The 20,618-nt window shown below is 40.3% G+C and carries 20 protein-coding genes, 1 tRNA gene and 1 pseudogene; 4 read left to right on the plus strand and 18 right to left on the minus strand.

Annotated elements, in window-relative coordinates:
- Nucleotides 1-79: 79 nt before the first annotated feature.
- On the plus strand, nucleotides 80-367 hold the full coding sequence (locus tag UB51_RS11895) for a DUF3889 domain-containing protein (RefSeq protein WP_044877466.1): 288 nt from the start codon (nucleotides 80-82) through the stop codon (nucleotides 365-367).
- A gap of 133 nt (nucleotides 368-500) precedes the next feature.
- On the opposite strand, the gene UB51_RS11900 is transcribed toward UB51_RS11895, so the two are convergent.
- The 8 genes and pseudogenes from UB51_RS11900 to UB51_RS11925 all read right to left on the minus strand — a co-directional run bounded on the left by UB51_RS11900 (nucleotide 501) and on the right by UB51_RS11925 (nucleotide 8,323).
- On the minus strand, nucleotides 501-2,195 hold the full coding sequence (locus tag UB51_RS11900) for a M3 family oligoendopeptidase (protein ID WP_044880097.1): 1,695 nt from the start codon (nucleotides 2,193-2,195) through the stop codon (nucleotides 501-503).
- A gap of 272 nt (nucleotides 2,196-2,467) precedes the next feature.
- A complete protein-coding gene (locus UB51_RS11905; protein ID WP_044877467.1) occupies nucleotides 2,468-3,574 on the minus strand; it encodes a Leu/Phe/Val dehydrogenase in 1,107 nt (368 codons plus the stop codon).
- Nucleotides 3,575-4,093: 519 nt separating this feature from the next.
- Nucleotides 4,094-4,175: transfer RNA gene (locus UB51_RS11910), tRNA-Leu, on the minus strand.
- Nucleotides 4,176-4,330: 155 nt separating this feature from the next.
- Complete coding sequence (locus tag UB51_RS11915) at nucleotides 4,331-5,164, minus strand: DUF2785 domain-containing protein (RefSeq protein ID WP_044877468.1); 834 nt, start codon at nucleotides 5,162-5,164, stop codon at nucleotides 4,331-4,333.
- Nucleotides 5,165-5,397: 233 nt separating this feature from the next.
- Nucleotides 5,398-5,484 (minus strand): annotated as a pseudogene (locus UB51_RS29750) (phosphotransferase); the annotation flags it as partial.
- A gap of 262 nt (nucleotides 5,485-5,746) precedes the next feature.
- Nucleotides 5,747-5,905 carry a hypothetical protein gene (locus UB51_RS28280; RefSeq protein ID WP_160297263.1) on the minus strand — a complete coding sequence of 53 codons (159 nt, stop codon included), beginning with the start codon at nucleotides 5,903-5,905 and terminating at the stop codon, nucleotides 5,747-5,749.
- Nucleotides 5,906-6,495: 590 nt separating this feature from the next.
- Complete coding sequence (locus tag UB51_RS11920) at nucleotides 6,496-7,149, minus strand: hypothetical protein (protein WP_044877469.1); 654 nt, start codon at nucleotides 7,147-7,149, stop codon at nucleotides 6,496-6,498.
- Between the two features lie 355 nt (nucleotides 7,150-7,504).
- Nucleotides 7,505-8,323: a DUF4183 domain-containing protein gene (locus UB51_RS11925; protein WP_052675892.1), complete on the minus strand. Its 819-nt coding sequence runs from the start codon at nucleotides 8,321-8,323 to the stop codon at nucleotides 7,505-7,507.
- 194 nt (nucleotides 8,324-8,517) lie between these two features.
- Between UB51_RS11925 and UB51_RS11930 the strand changes: the two genes are divergently transcribed.
- Together UB51_RS11930 and UB51_RS11935 are read left to right on the plus strand one after the other, a co-directional pair.
- Entirely contained in the window at nucleotides 8,518-8,928 is a 411-nt protein-coding gene (locus UB51_RS11930; RefSeq protein ID WP_044877470.1) for a DUF4183 domain-containing protein, read from the plus strand.
- Between the two features lie 167 nt (nucleotides 8,929-9,095).
- On the plus strand, nucleotides 9,096-9,581 hold the full coding sequence (locus tag UB51_RS11935) for a LysR substrate-binding domain-containing protein (protein ID WP_082063129.1): 486 nt from the start codon (nucleotides 9,096-9,098) through the stop codon (nucleotides 9,579-9,581).
- 158 nt (nucleotides 9,582-9,739) lie between these two features.
- On the opposite strand, the gene UB51_RS11940 is transcribed toward UB51_RS11935, so the two are convergent.
- The 9 genes from UB51_RS11940 to UB51_RS11980 all read right to left on the minus strand — a co-directional run bounded on the left by UB51_RS11940 (nucleotide 9,740) and on the right by UB51_RS11980 (nucleotide 19,607).
- Nucleotides 9,740-10,474, minus strand: coding sequence for an ABC transporter ATP-binding protein (locus UB51_RS11940; RefSeq protein ID WP_044877471.1), 735 nt, complete (start codon nucleotides 10,472-10,474; stop codon nucleotides 9,740-9,742).
- Entirely contained in the window at nucleotides 10,468-12,078 is a 1,611-nt protein-coding gene (locus tag UB51_RS11945) for an ATP-binding cassette domain-containing protein (RefSeq protein WP_044877472.1), read from the minus strand. Before UB51_RS11945 ends, UB51_RS11940 begins: the two co-directional genes overlap by 7 nt.
- Complete coding sequence (locus UB51_RS11950) at nucleotides 12,075-13,070, minus strand: ABC transporter permease (protein ID WP_044877473.1); 996 nt, start codon at nucleotides 13,068-13,070, stop codon at nucleotides 12,075-12,077. Before UB51_RS11950 ends, UB51_RS11945 begins: the two co-directional genes overlap by 4 nt.
- Nucleotides 13,057-14,700, minus strand: a complete 1,644-nt coding sequence (locus UB51_RS11955; protein ID WP_044877474.1) for an ABC transporter substrate-binding protein — start codon at nucleotides 14,698-14,700, stop codon at nucleotides 13,057-13,059. The genes UB51_RS11950 and UB51_RS11955 overlap by 14 nt, the downstream gene beginning before the upstream one ends.
- A 60-nt stretch (nucleotides 14,701-14,760) precedes the next feature.
- Nucleotides 14,761-15,366, minus strand: coding sequence for a hypothetical protein (locus UB51_RS11960; RefSeq protein WP_044877475.1), 606 nt, complete (start codon nucleotides 15,364-15,366; stop codon nucleotides 14,761-14,763).
- Nucleotides 15,363-16,007 carry a hypothetical protein gene (locus tag UB51_RS11965; protein WP_052675896.1) on the minus strand — a complete coding sequence of 215 codons (645 nt, stop codon included), beginning with the start codon at nucleotides 16,005-16,007 and terminating at the stop codon, nucleotides 15,363-15,365. The genes UB51_RS11960 and UB51_RS11965 overlap by 4 nt, the downstream gene beginning before the upstream one ends.
- Nucleotides 16,004-16,528, minus strand: coding sequence for a hypothetical protein (locus UB51_RS11970; RefSeq protein ID WP_044877476.1), 525 nt, complete (start codon nucleotides 16,526-16,528; stop codon nucleotides 16,004-16,006). Before UB51_RS11970 ends, UB51_RS11965 begins: the two co-directional genes overlap by 4 nt.
- 391 nt (nucleotides 16,529-16,919) lie before the next feature.
- The gene (locus UB51_RS11975; protein WP_044877477.1) at nucleotides 16,920-19,022 is read right to left on the minus strand and encodes a methyl-accepting chemotaxis protein; all 2,103 of its coding nucleotides are present in this window, start codon (nucleotides 19,020-19,022) and stop codon (nucleotides 16,920-16,922) included.
- Nucleotides 19,023-19,226: 204 nt separating this feature from the next.
- On the minus strand, nucleotides 19,227-19,607 hold the full coding sequence (locus tag UB51_RS11980) for a DivIVA domain-containing protein (protein ID WP_044877478.1): 381 nt from the start codon (nucleotides 19,605-19,607) through the stop codon (nucleotides 19,227-19,229).
- Nucleotides 19,608-19,824: 217 nt separating this feature from the next.
- On the opposite strand from UB51_RS11980, the gene UB51_RS28285 reads away from it, so the two are divergent.
- Nucleotides 19,825-19,992 (plus strand): hypothetical protein, encoded by a 168-nt coding sequence (locus tag UB51_RS28285; protein WP_160297264.1) that lies wholly within the window; start codon nucleotides 19,825-19,827, stop codon nucleotides 19,990-19,992.
- A 120-nt stretch (nucleotides 19,993-20,112) separates the two neighbouring features.
- Here the strand turns inward: UB51_RS28285 and UB51_RS11985 are convergent, their stop codons facing one another.
- Nucleotides 20,113-20,472, minus strand: a complete 360-nt coding sequence (locus UB51_RS11985; protein ID WP_044877479.1) for a replication termination protein — start codon at nucleotides 20,470-20,472, stop codon at nucleotides 20,113-20,115.
- Nucleotides 20,473-20,618: the final 146 nt, after the last annotated feature.

Genomic DNA, 20,618 nt, shown 5'->3' on the forward strand with positions numbered 1-20,618 from the left:
AAATAATAATATCAACTTTCACTCAACAAGGAGGACAAATATCCATAATCATTCTAAAAGAAGCGTATCTTGTATACTCATGGTACTGTTATTGATCTCCGTCATCACATTAGGCATGATCTACGCTGATCCAGCGTATGCCAAATGGGGTAACCTTGCAGTCCATGAAGCTCATAAGAAATATGAGGCCTCGGTTGTTGATTATCTCCATTTGGGGCGAACAACGATATCTACGAACACAGCTACAGAAAAATTTAAACTCATACTTAAAAAAGAAGATAAAGAATTCGGCGTATTTGTAACGATTACCTTCAATCCTCTAAATGATAAATTTCAGTCCATTCAGTTTAGTGAAACTGAGCAATAAAGCATACCTCCACAGCTACCGATCAATCCCCACTAAAATACATGTTAAGATATAACCTAAACAAGACATTATTAACATAACACAAACCACATATGAAATTTCATATGTGGTTTGTGTTATGTTTTATATTTTTTTATAAAAGTTGATCCTCTACGCCATCCAGCCAATTCTCAATCTGCCCAATAACAGAAGCTAAACATCCATTCTCGAAAGGAGAGATTAGACCTGCAACCTTAACTAGTCCTGTAAAAGACTGACTTCCTCCAGATTGACACAATTTCAAATAATCTACCCATGCTAATTTCCAATCCTCGTTCATACGTTTCCAGAATTGCATTGCACAGATCTGAGCAAGCGTGTAATCAATATAATAGAATGGCGCTTCAAAAATGTGAGACTGCTTCTGCCAGAATCCACCACGTAATAGATAATCATTGTTCTCCTGATCACGGTAAGGCAAGTATTTCTTCTCAAGAGAACGCCATGCACTCTTACGTTCCGCTGGTGTTGCCTCTGGATTTCCATATACAAAGTGTTGGAATTCATCCACCGCAACACCATAAGGGATAAATAATAATGATTCTGCGAGATGGTTGAACCGATATTTCTCTGCATCCTCCTTGAAGAAGAGATCCATCCAAGGCCAAGTGAAGAATTCCATACTCATGGAGTGTATTTCTGCTGCTTCAAAAGTAGGCCAATTGTATTCCGGCACCTCATAATGTCTACTCTCATACACTTGGAAGGCATGACCTGCCTCATGGGTTAGAACGTCAATATCTCCTGAAGTTCCATTGAAATTGGAGAAAATGAACGGTGAACCATACTTACTTAAGAACGTACAGTAACCTCCACCTTGTTTCCCTTTCTTACTAACGAGATCCATCAATTCATTATCGACCATATACGTAAAAAACTCGTTCATTTCTGGTGACAATTCACTGTACATCTTCGAACCATTCTGAAGAATCCATTCAGGATCTCCTTTAGGTGTAGCATTTCCTGATTTGAAGCTAAAGGCATCATCGTAATAGTACATTTGCTCTACACCGATACGATTCTTCTGACGTTCCTTCAACTTAGCTGCTACAGGTACAATATGTTCCAACACTTGGTCTCTGAAATTAGCGACCATCTCTGCATTATAATCTGTTCGATTCATACGTGCATAACCTAGCTCAATATAATCATCAAAACCAAGCTTATGAGCCATTTTCGTCCGTACTTTGACCAAATCATCATAAATACGATCGAAGGTCTCTTCATTCTCAGCCATAAATCCAAATCTCGCTTCCGCAGCGCGACGTCTCATGTCTCGATCCGTCGACTGTTCGAACGGAATCAGTTGAGGTAATGTACGTTCCTCGCCTTCAAACATAATTTTGGCAGATGCAATAAGCTGCGTATATTCTGTTGTTAGCTTATTCTCAAGCTGTAGATCTTCTATGATCTCAGGTTTGAACGTCTTGAGTGAAAGTTCAGCTAACTGAAATAGTTGTATTCCCCATTTCTCCTCGAGGTCCACTCTGAACTTAGAGTTGACAAGCCCTCGGTAGAATTCCGTTATGTATTGCTGAATGACCGGTTCAGTCTCATCCATATGATCTTGTTCTGCCTTATAGAATGCATCATTGGTATCGACAGAATGACGTATGCCTACGATTTCTCCTTGTGTCTCAATTTCGCTACGAAGTTTATTAATAGATGTCATAATCTCATCCTGCTCTACGAAGCTACTGGCATTGTTAAATTCACTGAGCAATGATTTGAATTTCTGTTCCACTTCTTCTAAGTTAGGGCGTTCATAACGATATTCGCTAAATTTCATGAGTACATACATCCTCTCTTTAGAAACAATCTATCTCCTATTATAATGAATAGTGACTCCGAATTTCCATAACAATCAAGTATAATTAATCTTTCCTCAGTTTAAACCCATACCATGTCTAGTGAACGCTACGCACATTAATGATCCAAATGATTTTATGGCTAATATATCCATTTTAGCACATCCCCGATTATCATTCAGTAAAACAAAAAAAGCAATGCACAAACAGATGTGCATTGCTTTAATATTTATAACTCTAATCTCTTGTAAGCCTATGCGTGCGTTCTTCTTTTACTAAGAATGTGATTGCCGTTCTGTAGAAATTGTTTACGTGAATGTCTCAATGCTTCGATACGTTCAAGTGCCAAACGATCTGCTGCCACATAAGTTGGCACATTGTCCCGTTTAGAAATATCAAACACACGGGTAATACTATGGTAAATATCCCCTACCTTACTCATCGCGCGCTCAGCATTGTAACCATTGAATTCATCAGCAATGTTGATAACGCCTCCGGCATTGATGACATAATCAGGTGCGTAGAATATACCCCATTCATGAATGGCATCCCCATGACGAGCTTCTTTCAATTGATTATTTGCAGAACCTGCAATCACTTTTGCTTTTAACAAAGGAATAGATTCATCGTTAATCGTGGCTCCCAATGCGCATGGAGAATAAATATCACAATCCACACCTATAATCTCATTGGGATCCACCACTTTGGCAGGAAATAGCTCCAGCGCACGTTTAACAGCCTCTTTATGTATATCAGTAATAACTAGCTGTGCCCCTTCTTGATGTAAATGCTTGCAGAGATTCAACGCTACATTCCCTACCCCTTGGACAGCCACGACCTTACCTTCTAGTGAATCCGATCCAAAAGCTTCTTTAGCTGCGGCTTTCATACCTTGATATACCCCGAAAGCTGTTGCTGGGGAAGGATTACCTGAAGAACCAAATGTAGGAGAGATCCCCGCTACATAATCGGTTTCCTGATAGACGATATCCATATCTGCGACCGTTGTACCCACATCTTCTGCTGTAATATAACGACCATTCAACCCTTGGATATAACGTCCGAAGGCACGGAACATAGCTTCATTCTTATTTTTACGGGGATCTCCAATAATAACTGTTTTACCACCGCCGAAGTTCAGACCCGCGACAGAATTCTTATAGGTCATACCTTTGGCTAGTCTGAGCGCATCCTCAATAGCCGCCTCTTCTGTAGCATATGTCCACATTCTCGTACCACCAAGTGCAGGTCCAAGAGTAGTGTCATGAATAGCGATGATCGCTTTTAACCCCGACTGCTTGTCTTGACAAAAGACTACCTCTTCATAGTCATGTTGTTCCATAGCTTCAAATAGCTTCATTTCTCTGATCCTCCATCTGCTCATTCTGCTGATTAGCTTTACATTAATATGAGCTGTACTTAATCATAGGTTATCCAAGAACCAAATCTGTACAGCAGTAAAATATCCAGTCTCGCAATTAGAGAGACTGGATTGCTTGGAACCAACAGTAATATAGTCACATTTGATTTCCTTTAAAAGAAAGAACAATATACAAAAATTAATAAATATGTAAATTTAAAGAAAAAACAAAGATGGCATATAGATAAAAAGTAACCCATTTAACAATCCCTGTCAATTAGAAAAACCATAATAGATTATATTCGTTCAAAACAAAGTAACACCTAAGTATATAACATAATGCTTAACATGAAAATGACATCGAGAAGGTATGTAAAGGCCTTTTAGCTACATATGTCCTTATTAGGACTACCAATAGTGATACTTTCTAGACCTTGCCCGACATATATAATCATTGCTATATTGAAATGTCTTAGAAACACAAAAAAACCTTGATATTCAAGGTTTTTCCGTAAGTAATGCGCGTAGAGGGACTTGAACCCCCACGTCGTAAAACGCTAGATCCTAAGTCTAGTGCGTCTGCCAATTCCGCCATACGCGCGCAATATTGTGTAACAATAATCTAATATGTATTTTACAACGTGAAGAGGACGATTGCAACTATAATTTTATAGTCGCAATTCCGTTAATTTAGCCCTCTATACACACCCGTTCTAAGCTCTTTCATAATAAGCTTCTAGTCAAGGCATACCACCTCTATGAATCAGCATCCATCGAACGTATAGTTGCTACAATCGTATCTGTAAATATCCTGAGTTGATTATCTTCCACTATTCTAAAATAAAGGCTTCTCAAGAAACATTTGACATTTTTATGCAGAATGTCATCTTCGGGATGCTTCCCAAGTTTCCCTGCCTCACTAAAACTATAAATCCAACCGTTAATGTCCGTATCTTCAAGTACATTACGCTTGAAAATACTCACCGTAGCTGTTACCATTCTTTCATCTTCACCATTGATATATAAATAATCATTCACAGTAATTGTTTCATGTATAGCATGTAGAATTTCTATTAAGCAAGTTTGATCCATATAGGTCGATTGTGAGAGATCTTCGAGTGCATCTGCTGTATGAGCTATAGCATGTGCCCAACCCTTATTCTCAACATATCCTCTCCTATCTTTCTCAAGTATAATATAGTTCAACAATTTGTCCTTAATCATCTCAACTTCTTCTTGAGCTAGAAAAGAGTATTTTCTATCCATATCAAGAACGAGCGGAATCATCAGCATGGAAAAGGAACGCGTAAATACCGAATCCGTACCTACCTCTCCTATTTTCCAAAATAAATGGTGTTCATCAAGACTTATATTTAACAACTCTCGCATCTGCTGAGTATTAAATACATCCTGAGTTGCCCAATTTAAAATTGTAGAATAAATAAGATTGTCACGTAGTTCAGAATCAACATCGCCAATATGTTTCATCATATCTACAGCTAGATCAAATACATTCAGATTTACAGGAACCTTATATTGATTTGCTTTAATCTTACTTAATTCGTCTTTCAAAGTATAACAGCTGATCATATTTCTTTCTCCCCCATTTAACTATAGTGAATAATCTATCTAATACCTCTTGTCACTTTTCCATCCAATTCAATTAACTATATAATAAATCAGCCACTATTCTATCTCCCTTAGAGTACCGTTGGTCGTCATAATGCACTCAATTTCTGTTTAATCAGATTTACAAATTCCTGCTTCTCTTTCTCAGGTATCCATTCGGTTAAACGAGCTTACAATAGGTAGTATCCAATGTTCTATTTCGCAGGATTGCCACTCATTCCAGTCATCCAATCGATCTTCCATTCCCTTTCATCTATCATAATATTATCTGGATGGAAATCACCATGACATAACTTCTAGTCTTCCTTAAGACTTTGCAGATAATGAACAATGATTTGTTTCTCATCTCTACTGAGTAATGGAACACTCTTTCATAAACAATACACTTTCGAGCATAATAATCAACGATCTGAAGCGGTTGGGGAGTTGAAAAACCTAATTCATATACGCTTACACTTATACGAAATTATTCTTCCGCCAAATTTGCTAGTATCCTTATTATAAATAGCTTTAACACACAATTATTATGATAGGCTAACAATTCTACAGTTCTAGAATGATTTCATCAAGCTGAACTGTAATCCAGATGATTAGCGCAAATCCAGAGTATAGTGAAACTGTCCATGACCAATGTTTATCCTGATACAGATTCAACTTCTTAGCTACTACCCAATTCCATCGTTTCTTTAAATGCCAATCCACCCATCACAGCACCTATACCTAGAAAAAGATGAAGAGCCACTTACACGTTAGAGCTCTTAGATGGTTTATTTAGCATATTCAATTATACAACCTCCCATAAAAATATTCTAACAAACTATATTCGGGAGACCGAGAATTTATCCTGATAAATCAAAGAATACATTTGTACAAACGACAACATTATGTAAAACAACGCCAATCTCATTCAATCGGTAGCGCTGGGGTAATTCTCTTGTGCAATTAGAAAGAAGATAGAAAATATGAAGTATCTTTACTACAGACGGCCCGGACCGGCACTACAACGGCTCTAAAGACAACAAAACGTCTGATAGAGTCCGATAAGCTACGGACTGGTGAAATTGTTAACATTCGTGGACCATGAAGCCAGAAACGTTAGGCTGACGATCCGGACCAAAACTGACAATTCTAGTTATCGGGTTTCGCCTGATTCTATAGAGGTGAAGGTCTTAGGGGGGTTCAACAGATTTTGAAATGGCTGCTTGTTCCAGAAGAAGTGAGAGAGGAGTTCATTAAACACGAGTATCACGGCGACACTTTTGTAGTTATATTTATTTCAACACTATGTCGGTTCATTGGGCCTGAGCCTGACGTACCAAGTCCTTAATTTTCTCTTTAAACTGAGTCACATCCTCACCGCTAACAAGCGCCTTCGTTTTTTCATCCTGATTCACCGAAAACACCTGTTGATCTTGGATTTCGTATTTTCCTTGGTATTTTCCTTGGTATTCACCGGCCACATAATAAAGGGGTCCAACTCTTTCGTCCTTCCCAGCTTTCAGAAATAAAATGTAGCTGTTTCCCGATTGCATGATGGGGTTCTCTCGGTCCATCTGTAGCTCTCCCGTTTTCTCCCGTTCTTCCTCAATGCCGACTTGGGTCAGAATAATCTCTTTCCCTTCAGTGCCTTTCAACACATCCGTTACGGTGGCATTGTAGAAGGTGGCGTCATTCACCGGATCGGTACTATGAACGTCCTTGATGTTCACTTCCGCGATCAAAACAGAAACCGCTTCTAATTCTTCTAAGCTTTTATAGGAGTGTGCTAAACTTACCGACGATCCGCCAGTAACAGCCTTCGACACAGGATCGACTTTAGCACCAGTAACCTGTCCGGATGCCGGAGTAGACATTTCCTCTTGGTCGATCTGCGAAGGGGTAGCTGAACAGCCAGCAATCAATGCAGCGCCCCCTACTGCACCGATAATCACTTTCAAGGATTTCATTGTTCATCGCCTCGCCTTCTTTATTTAGTAAAGTGCATTAATTCCGTTAATATCATCCGTTTGTGGTCCACCAATGCTGCACACATCATACCGGTCATACGTAGCTCCCGACCTCACTTTTCATGCACTTCAATAAACTGACTGTTAATCTCTTTCTTAGGTCGGCCAAACGTCACACCTTCATTCGGGCTACCTCAATACCCTCCGCTTACCGCTACCGATTGCTTTTCCGTTCCTGTTCGGCCACATATGCTAAGAGACTCAAAAATTGATCTTCCATAATTATGTAAAACAACGCCAATCTCATTCGATCGGCATTATTCAGTTAAATTTATAGATTATTGGATTATTCTCTTTATGAAATGATCTGTGCCACAAATTGAACAATTTCCAGAATAATTGGCGTACCTGAATAAATAATATCTCCATTCACATTCACATTCAGATTCAAAGTATTTTCAGTTAGAATGTATAAGCTGCTCTCTTGTAAAATCCCATTAATAGTTACATTTGAATAACTATTCAGGCCAATGCCCATAAAACTATCGCTTAAATTTCCCTCATCGTCAAAGAATTGATTAGCTTGGATGACTATGGGTGACTTAATATCGGAAGTAGCAAAATAAAAATATCTTTGCGCACTAGGAATAATGGAGATTGCCGATATCGAACCCGGTGGCCCTGTAGGACCCGAAGGACCCGGAATACCTTGTGGACCTTGTATCCCTGCGAAACCTTGAATGCCTTGTGGGCCCTGAGCTCCTACAGAACCCGTAACCCCAGCGATTCCCTCAGGACCTATAGGTCCTTCATTTCCTTGAGAGCCAGTAGCTCCTGCAATCCCTTGTTGACCTTGCAATCCTGCTGGACCTTGATCTCCTCTCATACCCTGACGTCCCTGAGGTCCTTGAGGTCCTTGAGGTCCTTGAGGTCCTTGAGAATTTTGAATCCTTAACCTACATCTAGGTTTAACTACTTTACAGCAGATGAGCCCACCTTTTACCATTATTTGTGATTTTGGTTTTGGTTTTGGTTTTGGTTTTGGTTTTGGTTTTTTTGAGATTCTCCTAGTACATATCTTCACGCTACTATTTGGTCGATGCTTAGGACTATCTTTAGTTTTCACTTTATTTTTTTTTACTGTTTTTTTGTTATTGTTCTCACGACCTGCCAATTCGAACACCTCCTCATATCTTATTCATTCATAATATGTTGTTTAACTATGTGGAGGATTGGACATCATCAAAATCCATATGATCTAAATAAATAAATAATAGTAGATACGCCGTTTCAAATCGTTCTTTTTCACATTAACATTGTATAACCGAAAAATCTTATGTTTATTTATAAATGAGAGGGGGTGATCCCATGCCTGTTATTAAACCGGTCTATACGGCTACATCTAATACTCCGGTTGCGACTGGAGGAGTTATTACTACCAACGTGAACCCAACCGTATCTCGTTACTTCGCAACCATAACTGCTGGAATGATAACGACAAATACAACCATTCCTGCAGCAAGCTTTGCTGACGATAACGATGCCCCTATCGTTGCTCTGCCCGCATTAACTGTAGATGACTATTACAATGTCTACATTAATGGTGTACTCCAACAAGATGCGCTATCTACGCTAACAACAGCTAGTTTAGTATTAGATACAACTGATGTTTCCGTAAATGTGCCCATTTTGCTAGAGATAGCAAACTTCGGAAATGCAGCATCAACTATAACCACTCAACCTACGATTTCTACTCCAACTATCACTATTATTACTTAATGACTTAGTGAATAGTAACTATTACAATGTTGTATGCTATGCAATAGATTCGAATTAAGAGGTTACATCCCCAAACGGGAGAGCACTGAAATTCGTTTACTGTTTCTGGAAATACGTTAGAGCATGCTAACGGTTATTTTTCAGGTATTTTCCTTACATACAACATAATGACTCAAATTGCGTTCCTTCCTATCTATCCAGAGGACAACCATCTTTACTCTCAATTTGATGCGTCCATACTTTTCGAGGAGGAAATGCCCCTCATCATTCCTGCTGGGCATCCCTGGGCTAGCAGAAAATTGCTATATACGAGGGATTTACACCGCGAGACGATCTTAATTCCACAAAGTAAGTATATTTGCCAATATATCCAAAGTCAGCTCAAACTTAACCATGTCAAGGTACGTTATCTACAAATGAGTACTTTCAATATGATTAAACAGTCCATCAAGGTGGGTTTAGGTGTTTCATTCCTTCCTTATGAAGCAGTGAAAAATGAATTGGACAATGGCGAGCTAGTAACCATTCCAGTGTCTTCCCTACAAATCAGGCGTAAAAACGGCTTTGTCATTCGCAAGAATACACAGCTTAGCGCAGAAGAACAGGCATTCTGTCACAAAGTCGAATCTTATTTCTCTTCATCCGTTAAATAGCAACATACAAGAAGAAACGGTTACCATCCTTAAAGGGACAGTAACCGTTTCTCGTAGAATTATAAGCAAAATATAGTGGAAACTTAACCTTTCTTATATTTTAAACAAGGACATTCCTGATGGTAATGGAATGTCTTGTTCATAAAGCTTTCATTATATTAGGAATAAGAGCATGCCTCCAGCAAAGCCTTTGTATAATCTGAATTCGGATTTTTCAATAAGGCATCTGTATATCCTTCTTCCACAATGGACCCCTCCTTCATCACGGCTACACGGTCAGCGAACCCGCTGATCGTCTCCAGACGGTGCGTAATGTACAGAATTGACATCTTCTGTTCACGCTTCAGTGAGAGAAGCAAATCTAATATCTCTTGCTCCGTCTTTGGATCAAGTGCTGATGTAATCTCATCGGCAATAAGTAAAGTTGGTGAGAGAGTAAGTGCCCGTGCGATTGCTATGCGCTGTTTCTGCCCTCCAGAACACTCAGAGGCTCTGCGCTCCAGCAAATCCTTCGGTAGTAGAACCTTCTCCAGCATCTCTTCAACACGCGTAGAGACTGCAGAACGTGAATAATGCTTAAGAACAAGCGGCTCGGCAATAAGATCTTTTACTTTCCAATAAGGATTAAGCGATCGGTCGGGATTCTGAAATACCATTTGAATCCGTGCAGCCTGATGAGAAAGAAAGTCCCCTTCTCCTTGCCATATCACTTCTCCTTGCGTCGGTCTTTCCAAACCGACGATGATTTCTGCCAGAGTCGATTTTCCTGATCCACTCTCGCCAATCAAGGCGAATATTTCATTCTCAAGCAGTGTTAAAGTAACGTCCTTTACAGCTACAAGCTTCTTTCCCCTCTTCCCAAATTCCTTGGTCACATTCTGCACGTTCAACATCCTATTTCCTCCGCTATTCTTTCTTCTGATGGCCCATTTATACCGATATCTTTCTTACTCTGAGACCAGTCTTCATTAATAGAATAATCAATCACCTTTCCATGCTGGAGTACCATGATATTATTGGCAACATGCTTAGCAGCTAACATATCATGAGTAATTAGTAGCAATGTCATTCCATGCTCCCTGACTTTAGCCACGAGCAGCTCTAAGATTTCCCGCTTCACAATCGGATCTAGCGCCCCTGTTGGTTCGTCTGCAATCAGCACCTCAGGTTTGTTAATCAGTGCAAGTGCGATCAAAGCCCGACTTAACATCCCGCCACTGAGTTCGTGCGGATAGCAGTCTAGTACCCTCTCGTCAAGCTGTACCTCCTGCAATCCTTGAACAGCCCGCATTTTTTTATCATGAGCTGATTGTTTCTCAGGAATAGCCTCTATAAACTGCTTACCGATCGTTAGAAGCGGATTGAAGCTAGTTCTAGGATCCTGGAATATGTAAGCCGCATCCACCCACCGTTGCATGCGTTCCTTACCTACACTGTCATATATATGCTTCCCTCCAATATAGACATCTCCCTTTACCTCACCCTCCAGCAATAATCCGTAAATCGCTTTTGCTAGTGTTGTTTTGCCCGATCCCGACTCACCTATCAACACGGTAACACTTCCAGCAGCTACAGAGAATGACATGGGATGCACGATCGGACGATCCCCATACGTTACACTCAGTTGATCACATACAATAGCTGCACTTGCAGTCCATATTGGCTTCGGGTCTGTCTTTATCTTATTTCTTGCTGCCTTTACTACCTTCTTATGAGAATCACTGGTTTCTCCCAATAATGCCAAGCCGACAGTAACTAATAATATTCCCACTACTGGTGGAAGTACTGTCCACTGCCATACATTGGTCATCCAGGTTTCACCACTTCCGAACGCTTGCTGGAGCATTTTCCCCCATGAAGGAACATTCGGATCGCCGATACCGATAAATGAAAGACTTGCCTCCATGACAACAGCTTGTCTGAATGACATCACAAATTTTGTTCGCAGAAGGGGCCATATGAAAGGGAGCACATGTTTACGTAGAATATACAACGTATTCCCTTGAAACAGTTGCGCCGATTTCACAAATTCTCGTTCCTTCAAAGACAATACCGATGCACGAATTAAGCGCATATATGCCGGCCATGTTAGCAGACCCAGTGTAAAGATCAGTTGCCATATGCCCCCACCGGTGAAAGAGGCCACAATTAGAATAAGCAGTAGTGAAGGAAGCACTAACAACATATTGGCAAACGAGTTGAGGATCAGATCGAGCTTCTTCAGGTAACCCGACAGTAAACCCAGAAAGCCGCTTAAGAACGTACTTAGTAGTGATACGAACAATCCAACAAATAACGTTGTGCGTGCCCCATGAACAAATCCACTGAACACATCCTGTCCTAGCATGTTAGTACCTAACCAATGTTCTTTAGAAGGCGTCAAGAAACGCTCACCACTCAGGGCAAACGGTCCATATAAAGTTACCGATGGTCCGAATATGGCTACTGCTATAAACACAGTCAGAATGGTTCCTCCTACTGCTTTGCTCCATTTCATGACTGTCCCCCCTTATGTGCGCCACGTATGCGCGGATCAAGATGAGGATAAATGAGATCTGCTAACATATTCAAGCAAAGTATGCTCACTGTCATCATTAGGAATAGCCCATGGAGCAAAGGATAGTCCCTTGCGAGAATAGCCTCTTGCAGTAACTTGCCAATCCCAGGATATGAGAATACCGTCTCCACAATGACAGAACCAGACAACAGTCCACCTATTCGTATGAAGATAATAGTTACGAGCGGAAGTGCCGAATTACGAGCTACATGCCTAAGCAAGACAGCACGTTCTCCAATGCCCTTCGCAGCCGCGAATTCAATAAATGGCTCTTGAAACACTCGAATGGCTTCATTACGCATTAATAGGTATAGACCTGCAAGACTACCCACCGTTAGTGTAGCGATGGGTAGCAAAGCATGCTTGGCTACATCTAATATACGATCAAGTCCATTCTCTGACGAAAGGAACGCTGTCTCTGCCCCACTGAGGGGGAGTAAACCTCCATTTACAGAGAATACGATGAGTAGAATCATTCCGATCAAGAACTCTGGGACTGCGCTGAGTACCATCATAACGATAAAAATCAGGCGATCAATACGTCTAGGATGCTTCCACGCTGATAATAGTCCCAGAGCCAATCCAATAATAATGGAAAGAAGAGTGGATATACCCACAATAAGCAACGTCCAAGGCAATCGGATCGAAATAACGTCATAGACTGGAGATTTATAAGTAAACGACAATCCAAAATCAAACGTGAACAATCCCTTCAAATACTGTGTGAATTGTACCCATAACGTGTCGTTCAGATGATAATACTGGAGCAACGCCTGCTTTTGAACTTCAGAAACAAATACCGCTCCTTGTTTTCCACCACCGATGAGGAAATCGACGGGGCCACCTGGCAAAATCCGTGGGAGCCAAAAGTTGAGTAACACGACGAATATCAAAACACTAACATACGTAACTGCCTGTCTAATTATCCTCATCGATCAGCGCTGCCTTGTTATCCCATAGTGGAATTCCATCTGCTATACCACCCGCTGTATTGAACCACCCATTGAAGTCACTTGATTTAAACAAGTAATAGAATGGACGATGATAAAGAACGAGAGTAGGCAGTTCCTCTGCCAGGATGTTCTGCATTTCTCCAACCATTTCTTTCCGCTTATCTTCATCTAATTCTGACATCTGCTCGATTGCTAGCTGCTGGAACTCGGCATTATCAAACTGCTTCTCTCTTGCTGCCCAAGTATTGCTTGCCTCACCAAGGAACCATAACCGCAAATAATCAGGATCTCCACTTAATCCAATATGCCCGGTGATGGCCATATCATATTTATTCTCTCCCATAGCTGTAGTGAACGTTGCCGAATCTATTTGCTGAATATTCAGTACAATGCCTACCTTCTTAAGCATTTCCTGCATCACCTGTGCCTCCGGTGAATTGGAAGATACCATTACATTCAGCTTCAACCCATCGCGTTCTCCATTGGCATTCTTGGCATATCCAAGCTCATCAAGAATACGCTCTGCTTCCGTAATATTATATTCATATTGTTTCACAGAAGAGTTATACCATGGTGAATCAGGAGGAATGATACCAGCGTTTCCAACTATTGGATCGCCTCCGCTAATCTTCCGTGCCATTTCAGCGCGATCGAGCGCATAAGCCATTGCCTGACGCAGACGCTTATCCTTCAATTGAGGATGATCTAGATTAAACGTTAAACGTAACGCACTGCCGGTCGGTGCGCTCTTGATTACATCAAATCCCTCTTTCTGTAATTGTTGAACCTCAGAATAATTGGTCAACATAGCTGTGTCTATTTCTCCTTTTTGCAATGCAAGTATCTTATTCTCAGGGTTTAAGTACGCCACTTCCTTCACCAGTACTTTTCCTTTGAAATAATGATCATTTGCATTGAACAAATATTGTCCAGACTTCTCATCATACTGCTTCAGTGTGTAGGGACCTGTACCGACAAGAGCCGAAGGATCGCGGAAATCTAACGGACTTTCCACATTTGTCCACACGTGCTTAGGAATGATAGGCACGATACCTACCAAATCGCTCAAAAAGGGTGCATAACCATTATTCAATGTGAATTGAACTTTATGATCATCGATAGCCGTTACAGATTGGATCTGACTGATGTCACCTGTCCACATAAAGGGATGTATTTGATAATATTCAAAGCTGAATACGACATCATCCGCTGTGAGCGAATTACCGTCATGCCATAGGACATTCTCCTCCAATTCAAATGTATATTGAAGGCCATCTTCCGAAATACTCCATGATTTCGCTAGCCATGGAATAACTCCATTCTCATCCTTCCAAGTTAACGTATCGAATAGGAAGGAGTTACGTAGGAAGCCACCAGGTCCTGATGAACTAAAGGCAAAGGGGGAAGGATAGCCACTGTTACCCCAAGACATACGCAGCCGGGAAATGGGATCAGAAGTTGCCGATGTATCCTTGATTGTATCCGCTGTTGTAGTTACTTCGGTTGTAACTTGTTGAACCTCAGAGGTCTTGCCATTCGACGAACACCCCGTGACGATTGCTACTATACAGAACAAGATCAACAGGCTGAATTTATTACGATTTATCATGATGTCCACTCCTTGAATTTGTTATCTGTCTATTAAGATCACTATTGATATTGCTAATTCTTATAGTTTCCCTTCTGCAAGCCACGGAAAAAAACCATCTAGAAACCGCTCCGTTGCAGGCATGAAATAAGATCCATAATGATACTCGGGATCTAATGTCGTCATAATAAATGTACCCGCCGTACTCACTTTATCCACATACATAATGGCACCGCCATCTTCGACACTGATAATAATATCTGATCCTGCGGGAGGGAAGAACACACCATGATAATGCCAAGTGGCATCCTTAATTGTTAGATAACGAAAAAAGTCATGGTCGGGTCGTTCTGCAACTAGTCCACTTCGCGTACTAGATTCCAGCCACCACCAAAAATTGGTTGGTCTAATTTCCCAATTATGCCCGGGAAGCCATGGGTTCGGTTGAGCTCCTAAAGCAGTCACAATGCCCCCTCGGTTAATAAAGGCATCAATGATATGTTGTGATTCACTTACGAGAGACTTGTGAAGCTGTGACGGAATGAGTAGAACATCGATATCATCGAGAGACGTATATTGAAGTTCAGGCAAATAAATAATATGATGAATATAGCGATGATACTTAGGCTCATAAAGCGTACGAAACTGATGAGAATTCCCTCCGTATAGAACAGCAATCTTTCTCATATCGGTCTTTTCCCCTCTTGAATATTCCTATATTCCTCGCCAATCCAATTCTGTAACTGGCTGCCGATTCGACCCACTGTGTTGCTTGGGTTCCTATATGCAAATAGGTTATTTCCAGAATGGACAAGAATCGTCCCCTCAGTGCTGTGTCTATCAATATAGGTGATTGGTTCTCCTCCAGGTAATGTCAACAACACTTCGGCATGTGGCGGAAGAGGATGATGTCCTCTTGCAAAAAAACCTGAAACACCCTTCGTATAGGTCATATCTTCAGGCTTTACGCTGTCAAATATCGGATGAGGTTGTGCAATCGACACTTCATAATCACGATGACTATGAATCTGCTTAGGTACGAATATCGAAGCCCCTGGAAGCCAAGGAAGAAATAAATGTCCACTAAAGATTAGTACTTTCCCCTGATTCAGGAATTTCCATATCCGTTCACTCTCACGATACAGCAGCTCCTGATCGACATAGCTATCGATAACCAGACAAGCATATGACGACAAATCGAATTCCGGCAGATCGTAGAGATCCAGTACGAAGCAATCATCCTGTCGCTTAGCATCTTGAACCATCTGTTCACTGAAATAACACCCTGAATCTAAAATGACAACATTAGCTGTCCCACGTGCAGTCATTGTATCCTCCGTGTCGTGAAGAGCTCTCCAAGTGGGGTAACCAATGCTCGCTCGGCTAATGCCCGCTTAAGTTTACCAAATGTAGCGACATCTGCCTCTGTCATTGTCTCTTCCCGTCCCTTCTTCAAATAATCATAAAACGTCATAGGCAGGAAGTTCTCATTCAGAACGATCTCGACGGAGGCTCCTGTCTCCGAGGTAATCACAAACGCGTAGCCTTGAGGTCGGTATGGATCATACTGTCCTGCTGGATAGGCTGTATCTACCTGATATGCACCACGAGTAACCGCGCGTGTCACGAATTCGAATGCATCACGAAAACCTGGTCCCCCATGCCCAGAACATATCGAGATAGCTCCACGCTCAGGAATCTCGTCACCGAATAATTCTTTGAAGGCTGCCTGTAAGCTACGATAACCTACGGCGACAGCCATAAGCGCAATTCCTCCATGATACTTACAGATATCTGAAAATCCGATTTCTAAAATATCTTGTCTATCTCTTATATGTATTACTGACATTTCTACTTACACTCCCTTTGTTGTTATGGTCAGCTGTTGATGCTGTTAAGATCATATACTAGCTTATATGATAATGATTATCAATATCACACAAACTAGTATATGACAAAAATAACCTACCATCAAGCCTTTAGGCTGGATTATTAAAAATTTTGAATATTTCAAAAAAAATTCCTTCAACACGAAAAATCCGCCCTATTGAAGTTACCCCTTCAAGTGGACAGCTTAAATAAAGACTTTATGAGACGACTTGTTATTGTACTGGACTAAGGTCGTTTAATTTTGCATATAAAAATCCCCTCCAAGTAAACTGTAGTGCGCTTTTTTTACACACTGTCTACTTAAAGGGGATCCTATCCGATGAATATGAATTGAGGTTCTTTAATAACTATTAAATTTTAAATTGTGATAGTTTCTCTAGAAGCTCCTGTACCAACATACTGAGCGAATCTGCCGACGCAGATATTTCCTCCATAGAAGCAAGCTGTTCTTCGGAAGCAGCGGCAACGTCATGCGAATTAGAAGAGGATTCGTGAGCGATTTCTGCCAACTGCTCTACACTCCCCGTAATTTGTTCAGAACTTGCCAGCATTTGTTCCGCAGCCGCAGAAACTTCATGAACTTGGCTCTTGACATCCGCCATCTCTGTCATGATTGAGGTAAACAAGTAACCACTATCTGTTACGGTTTGTACACCACTGTTCACCTCGGTAGAGCCAATTGCCATTGTATGCGCTGCAAGTTCAGTGTCACTACGTATATCCCCAACTAATTTAGTCACTTGATCAGCAGCCGATTTTGTCTGTTCTGCCAATTTCCGTACTTCAGTAGCTACAACCGCAAATCCCTTTCCTTGTTCTCCAACTCGGGCAGCTTCAATCGCTGCATTTAATGCCAATAAATTGGTCTGTGTACTGATGTTAGTAATGAGTCCAATCATTCCACCAATCTCTTCGGATCTTTCACTCAATCGGTGAATGGCTTGTTCTGTAGCTCCCACAGCCTCTTGAACTTGATTCATTTGACCGACAGCTTCACTAATACGTAGATGACCTTTCTCTGTTTGCAAAGTTACATCATCCACAGAAGAAGAAACAGCAACCGATGATTCAGCAATTCTTTTTACTCCTATAGCCATCTCAGTCATGGCTTCGCCCGTTTCTTTGGCATAATGCTTTTGTGTTTCTGCTCCCTCTGCCACTTGCTGAATGGATTCAGCAATCGTCTCTGCAGCCTTACTAGATTCTTCAGAACTAGCCGTTAACTGTTGAGATGCAGCCCCTACAGTCATTGATAAATCATTGACTAAGTGAAACATTCCCCTCAACTTCTGTGTCATGATATTAAAATACCCAGACATCACACCAAATTCATCTTGATTGTTCACAATGAGCTCTTGCGTTAGATCGCCATCAGCCATTAAACGAAGTTTATCCGATAGTATTCGGATATTACGAACGACCATATAACGTATCATTAGCACCGTGAGAGTCCCAAGAATTAACATAGCCACAATAGCAATACTAATGGAGACGATTCTATTTTCTAAGTAAGATTTCAGGATCATACTTTTTTCTGCAACCGTTTGTATGTACCATACATCATCAGTTCCGGGTAAATAAAAACTTTCAAAAGATCTCATAACCTCAGCATCTTTACTGTTCAACGTATACCCGACTGTACTTGTTCCATTCATTACCTTCTTTAATAACTCTTCTTTATCTGGCTGATCCCCAAAAGATTTCAAAATAGATTCGGGATCACTCGGATTAGCCACATAAGTACCTTTAGAGGATATAAGAGAAACATATCCTCCCAGGGGCTTATATTTCTCAGCCTCTTTTTGCATATCCTCAAGTGAAAGATCAAGTCCCACCATCCCTATATAAGCGCCATCCTTGTCCAATATCGGTTGGACTAGAGACATCATCATAAGGTCTTTCCCACCAACCTGATAAATATAAGGTTCAAGAAATGCATTTTTTTTGGTTTTCTTAGGCACTGAATAATAATCTCCAGTTCCCTCATAATCTTTTTGCGCTTCAACAGTCACCTTTCCATTACTTCGAACAACATAAGGAATAAATCGTCCCGTTTTATCATCATAAGCTGTTTTTGAAATATGTTCTTTATCGTTATTATCGAATGCATTGGGTTCCCACAAGGTTGAAATACCTAGCACTTCTGGGCGCTTATCCAGCATACTCTTCATCATGGATACAACATCTTCACGTGACATTGTATTGTTTATTTTTGCTTCCTGGAGCACTTCCAACAATACCTGCAACGTCGCTTGAGCATTCACCAATTTATTTTGTAACGTCTCAGAATATTGTTTCCCAGCATTTTTTGCTTCTAATTCTCCCTTTTCAATACTCACTTGGTAAAGTTGCTGAAGATTTAAAGGAATCATAACTCCAAAAATCATTAGCATGAGTAATCCAAGGACAGAAACAAGCTTAGTAGATAAAGACAGATTATTAAAGTATTTCATTAAAATGTCGTCCCCTTTTTTTCTTTAGTATACGACATTTATCGACACAAAATGACTTTTTTTGTATAGATAAAAAGACTTTTTCAATGATTTGCATTACATACCACCCTACTCCTATAAAAAAATCCCTTTATGCTATCCTCACTCACGTGTGAAGAAACTGCATAAAGGGACGCTTTATCATATAAGAATATGTAACCATCTCTAGTCAATATATAAATGTTGTTCAGGACTCACTTTAGTTTTTAATTCTTTGATGTTGTCCTCTAATTTTATAATAATATTCTCTAATTGCCTTGGATCTACTTTGAATGAATCTGTAATATCTGGTTTAACTCCAACTTTCAGATCACGCATGACTATCTGCTGCTCTTGCCATTTATCCATTAAGTCTGCAATCGTGGCATAGAAGCGCTCATAATCTTTAATAACCTCATCTAAGAAGCTATTTACCTCATCTGGATCATACCCACGAAGCTTATTATTGAATTCCTTCTCATGGATCGAAAGCGCATCCAGATGAATTCCCAATTGATTAAATAATTTCTTCTGCTTGTCTAGGCGGCGTTGCATATGCTCATCCAATTAAATACCTCCAATAATCTGATGCCTTAAAATGTGTTAGATAATCTTCATATTAGTATCGTTCCCATACACGGGTGTATACATTTAAGCATACTTATTATAGCTGTATTCCAACTCATATTTCAATATTTCAATACTTTTTATGGATCTGGTCTAATGCATACGCATAAATTAAAAATAATCATAAAATGATAAAAATGTTTAAGCGGGTGATCATTTGTCTAAAAGAAACAACATAAATAAATTGAACATTGAAGACTTAGATTTATCAGCCTCAGATTTAGCCCTTATCGCATCTATCTTGACTATATTAGGTGATACCTTTGCATTACTTGCTGTTCTAAAGACAAAAGAAGAAGAAGCAGCGGCAAAGAAGAAAGCTTAATGAGCATTTCATCATCTGCCTGCTTTCTTTCACTATACTTAAGGGGGCCCCGCCCCAATAGACCTAATTGGTCTCGGAGCTGTACCTGTGTGTTCAACGGATTCTGTTCTTAATCTCCTATTAGTAGTTGTCACTTGCTGCTTTATTTAATATCCCGAGGCAACGATCAAGGTCAGTTTTAATTTGCTTCTTATATAAATCTGCCTTCTCTTTGCCACTATCTGTGAAATGATAGAGGACAATTTCTTGGAAATCGACTCGAGGATCATTACCCTTTAATTGCTTTGTACGATAAAATACTCCTTCTTGCACCAATTCATGTAAAGCACGATATATTTCACTTTGAGGTGGAGCATATCCAAAACTGCTGAATTCTGCTCGGAGCTCTTCTAGCATTTGATATCCATATCCTCTCTGCTGCTCTACCATTGTAATCAGATATACTTTGATAAAAGCACGTTGAGCTATCATAAACGCCATTTCCTTAGTCCTCCCTCTTCTATCTTTTAACCTTCTTCATTATTATATACTACTATTTTCCATATTGCACAATAGTATATATTCATGTGCATTGGTACTCTTGTAACATGTCAAATATAATGATCTAAATACATATAATAAAATCT

Source organism: Paenibacillus sp. IHBB 10380, from assembly GCF_000949425.1.
GTDB lineage: Bacteria > Bacillota > Bacilli > Paenibacillales > Paenibacillaceae > Paenibacillus_AQ.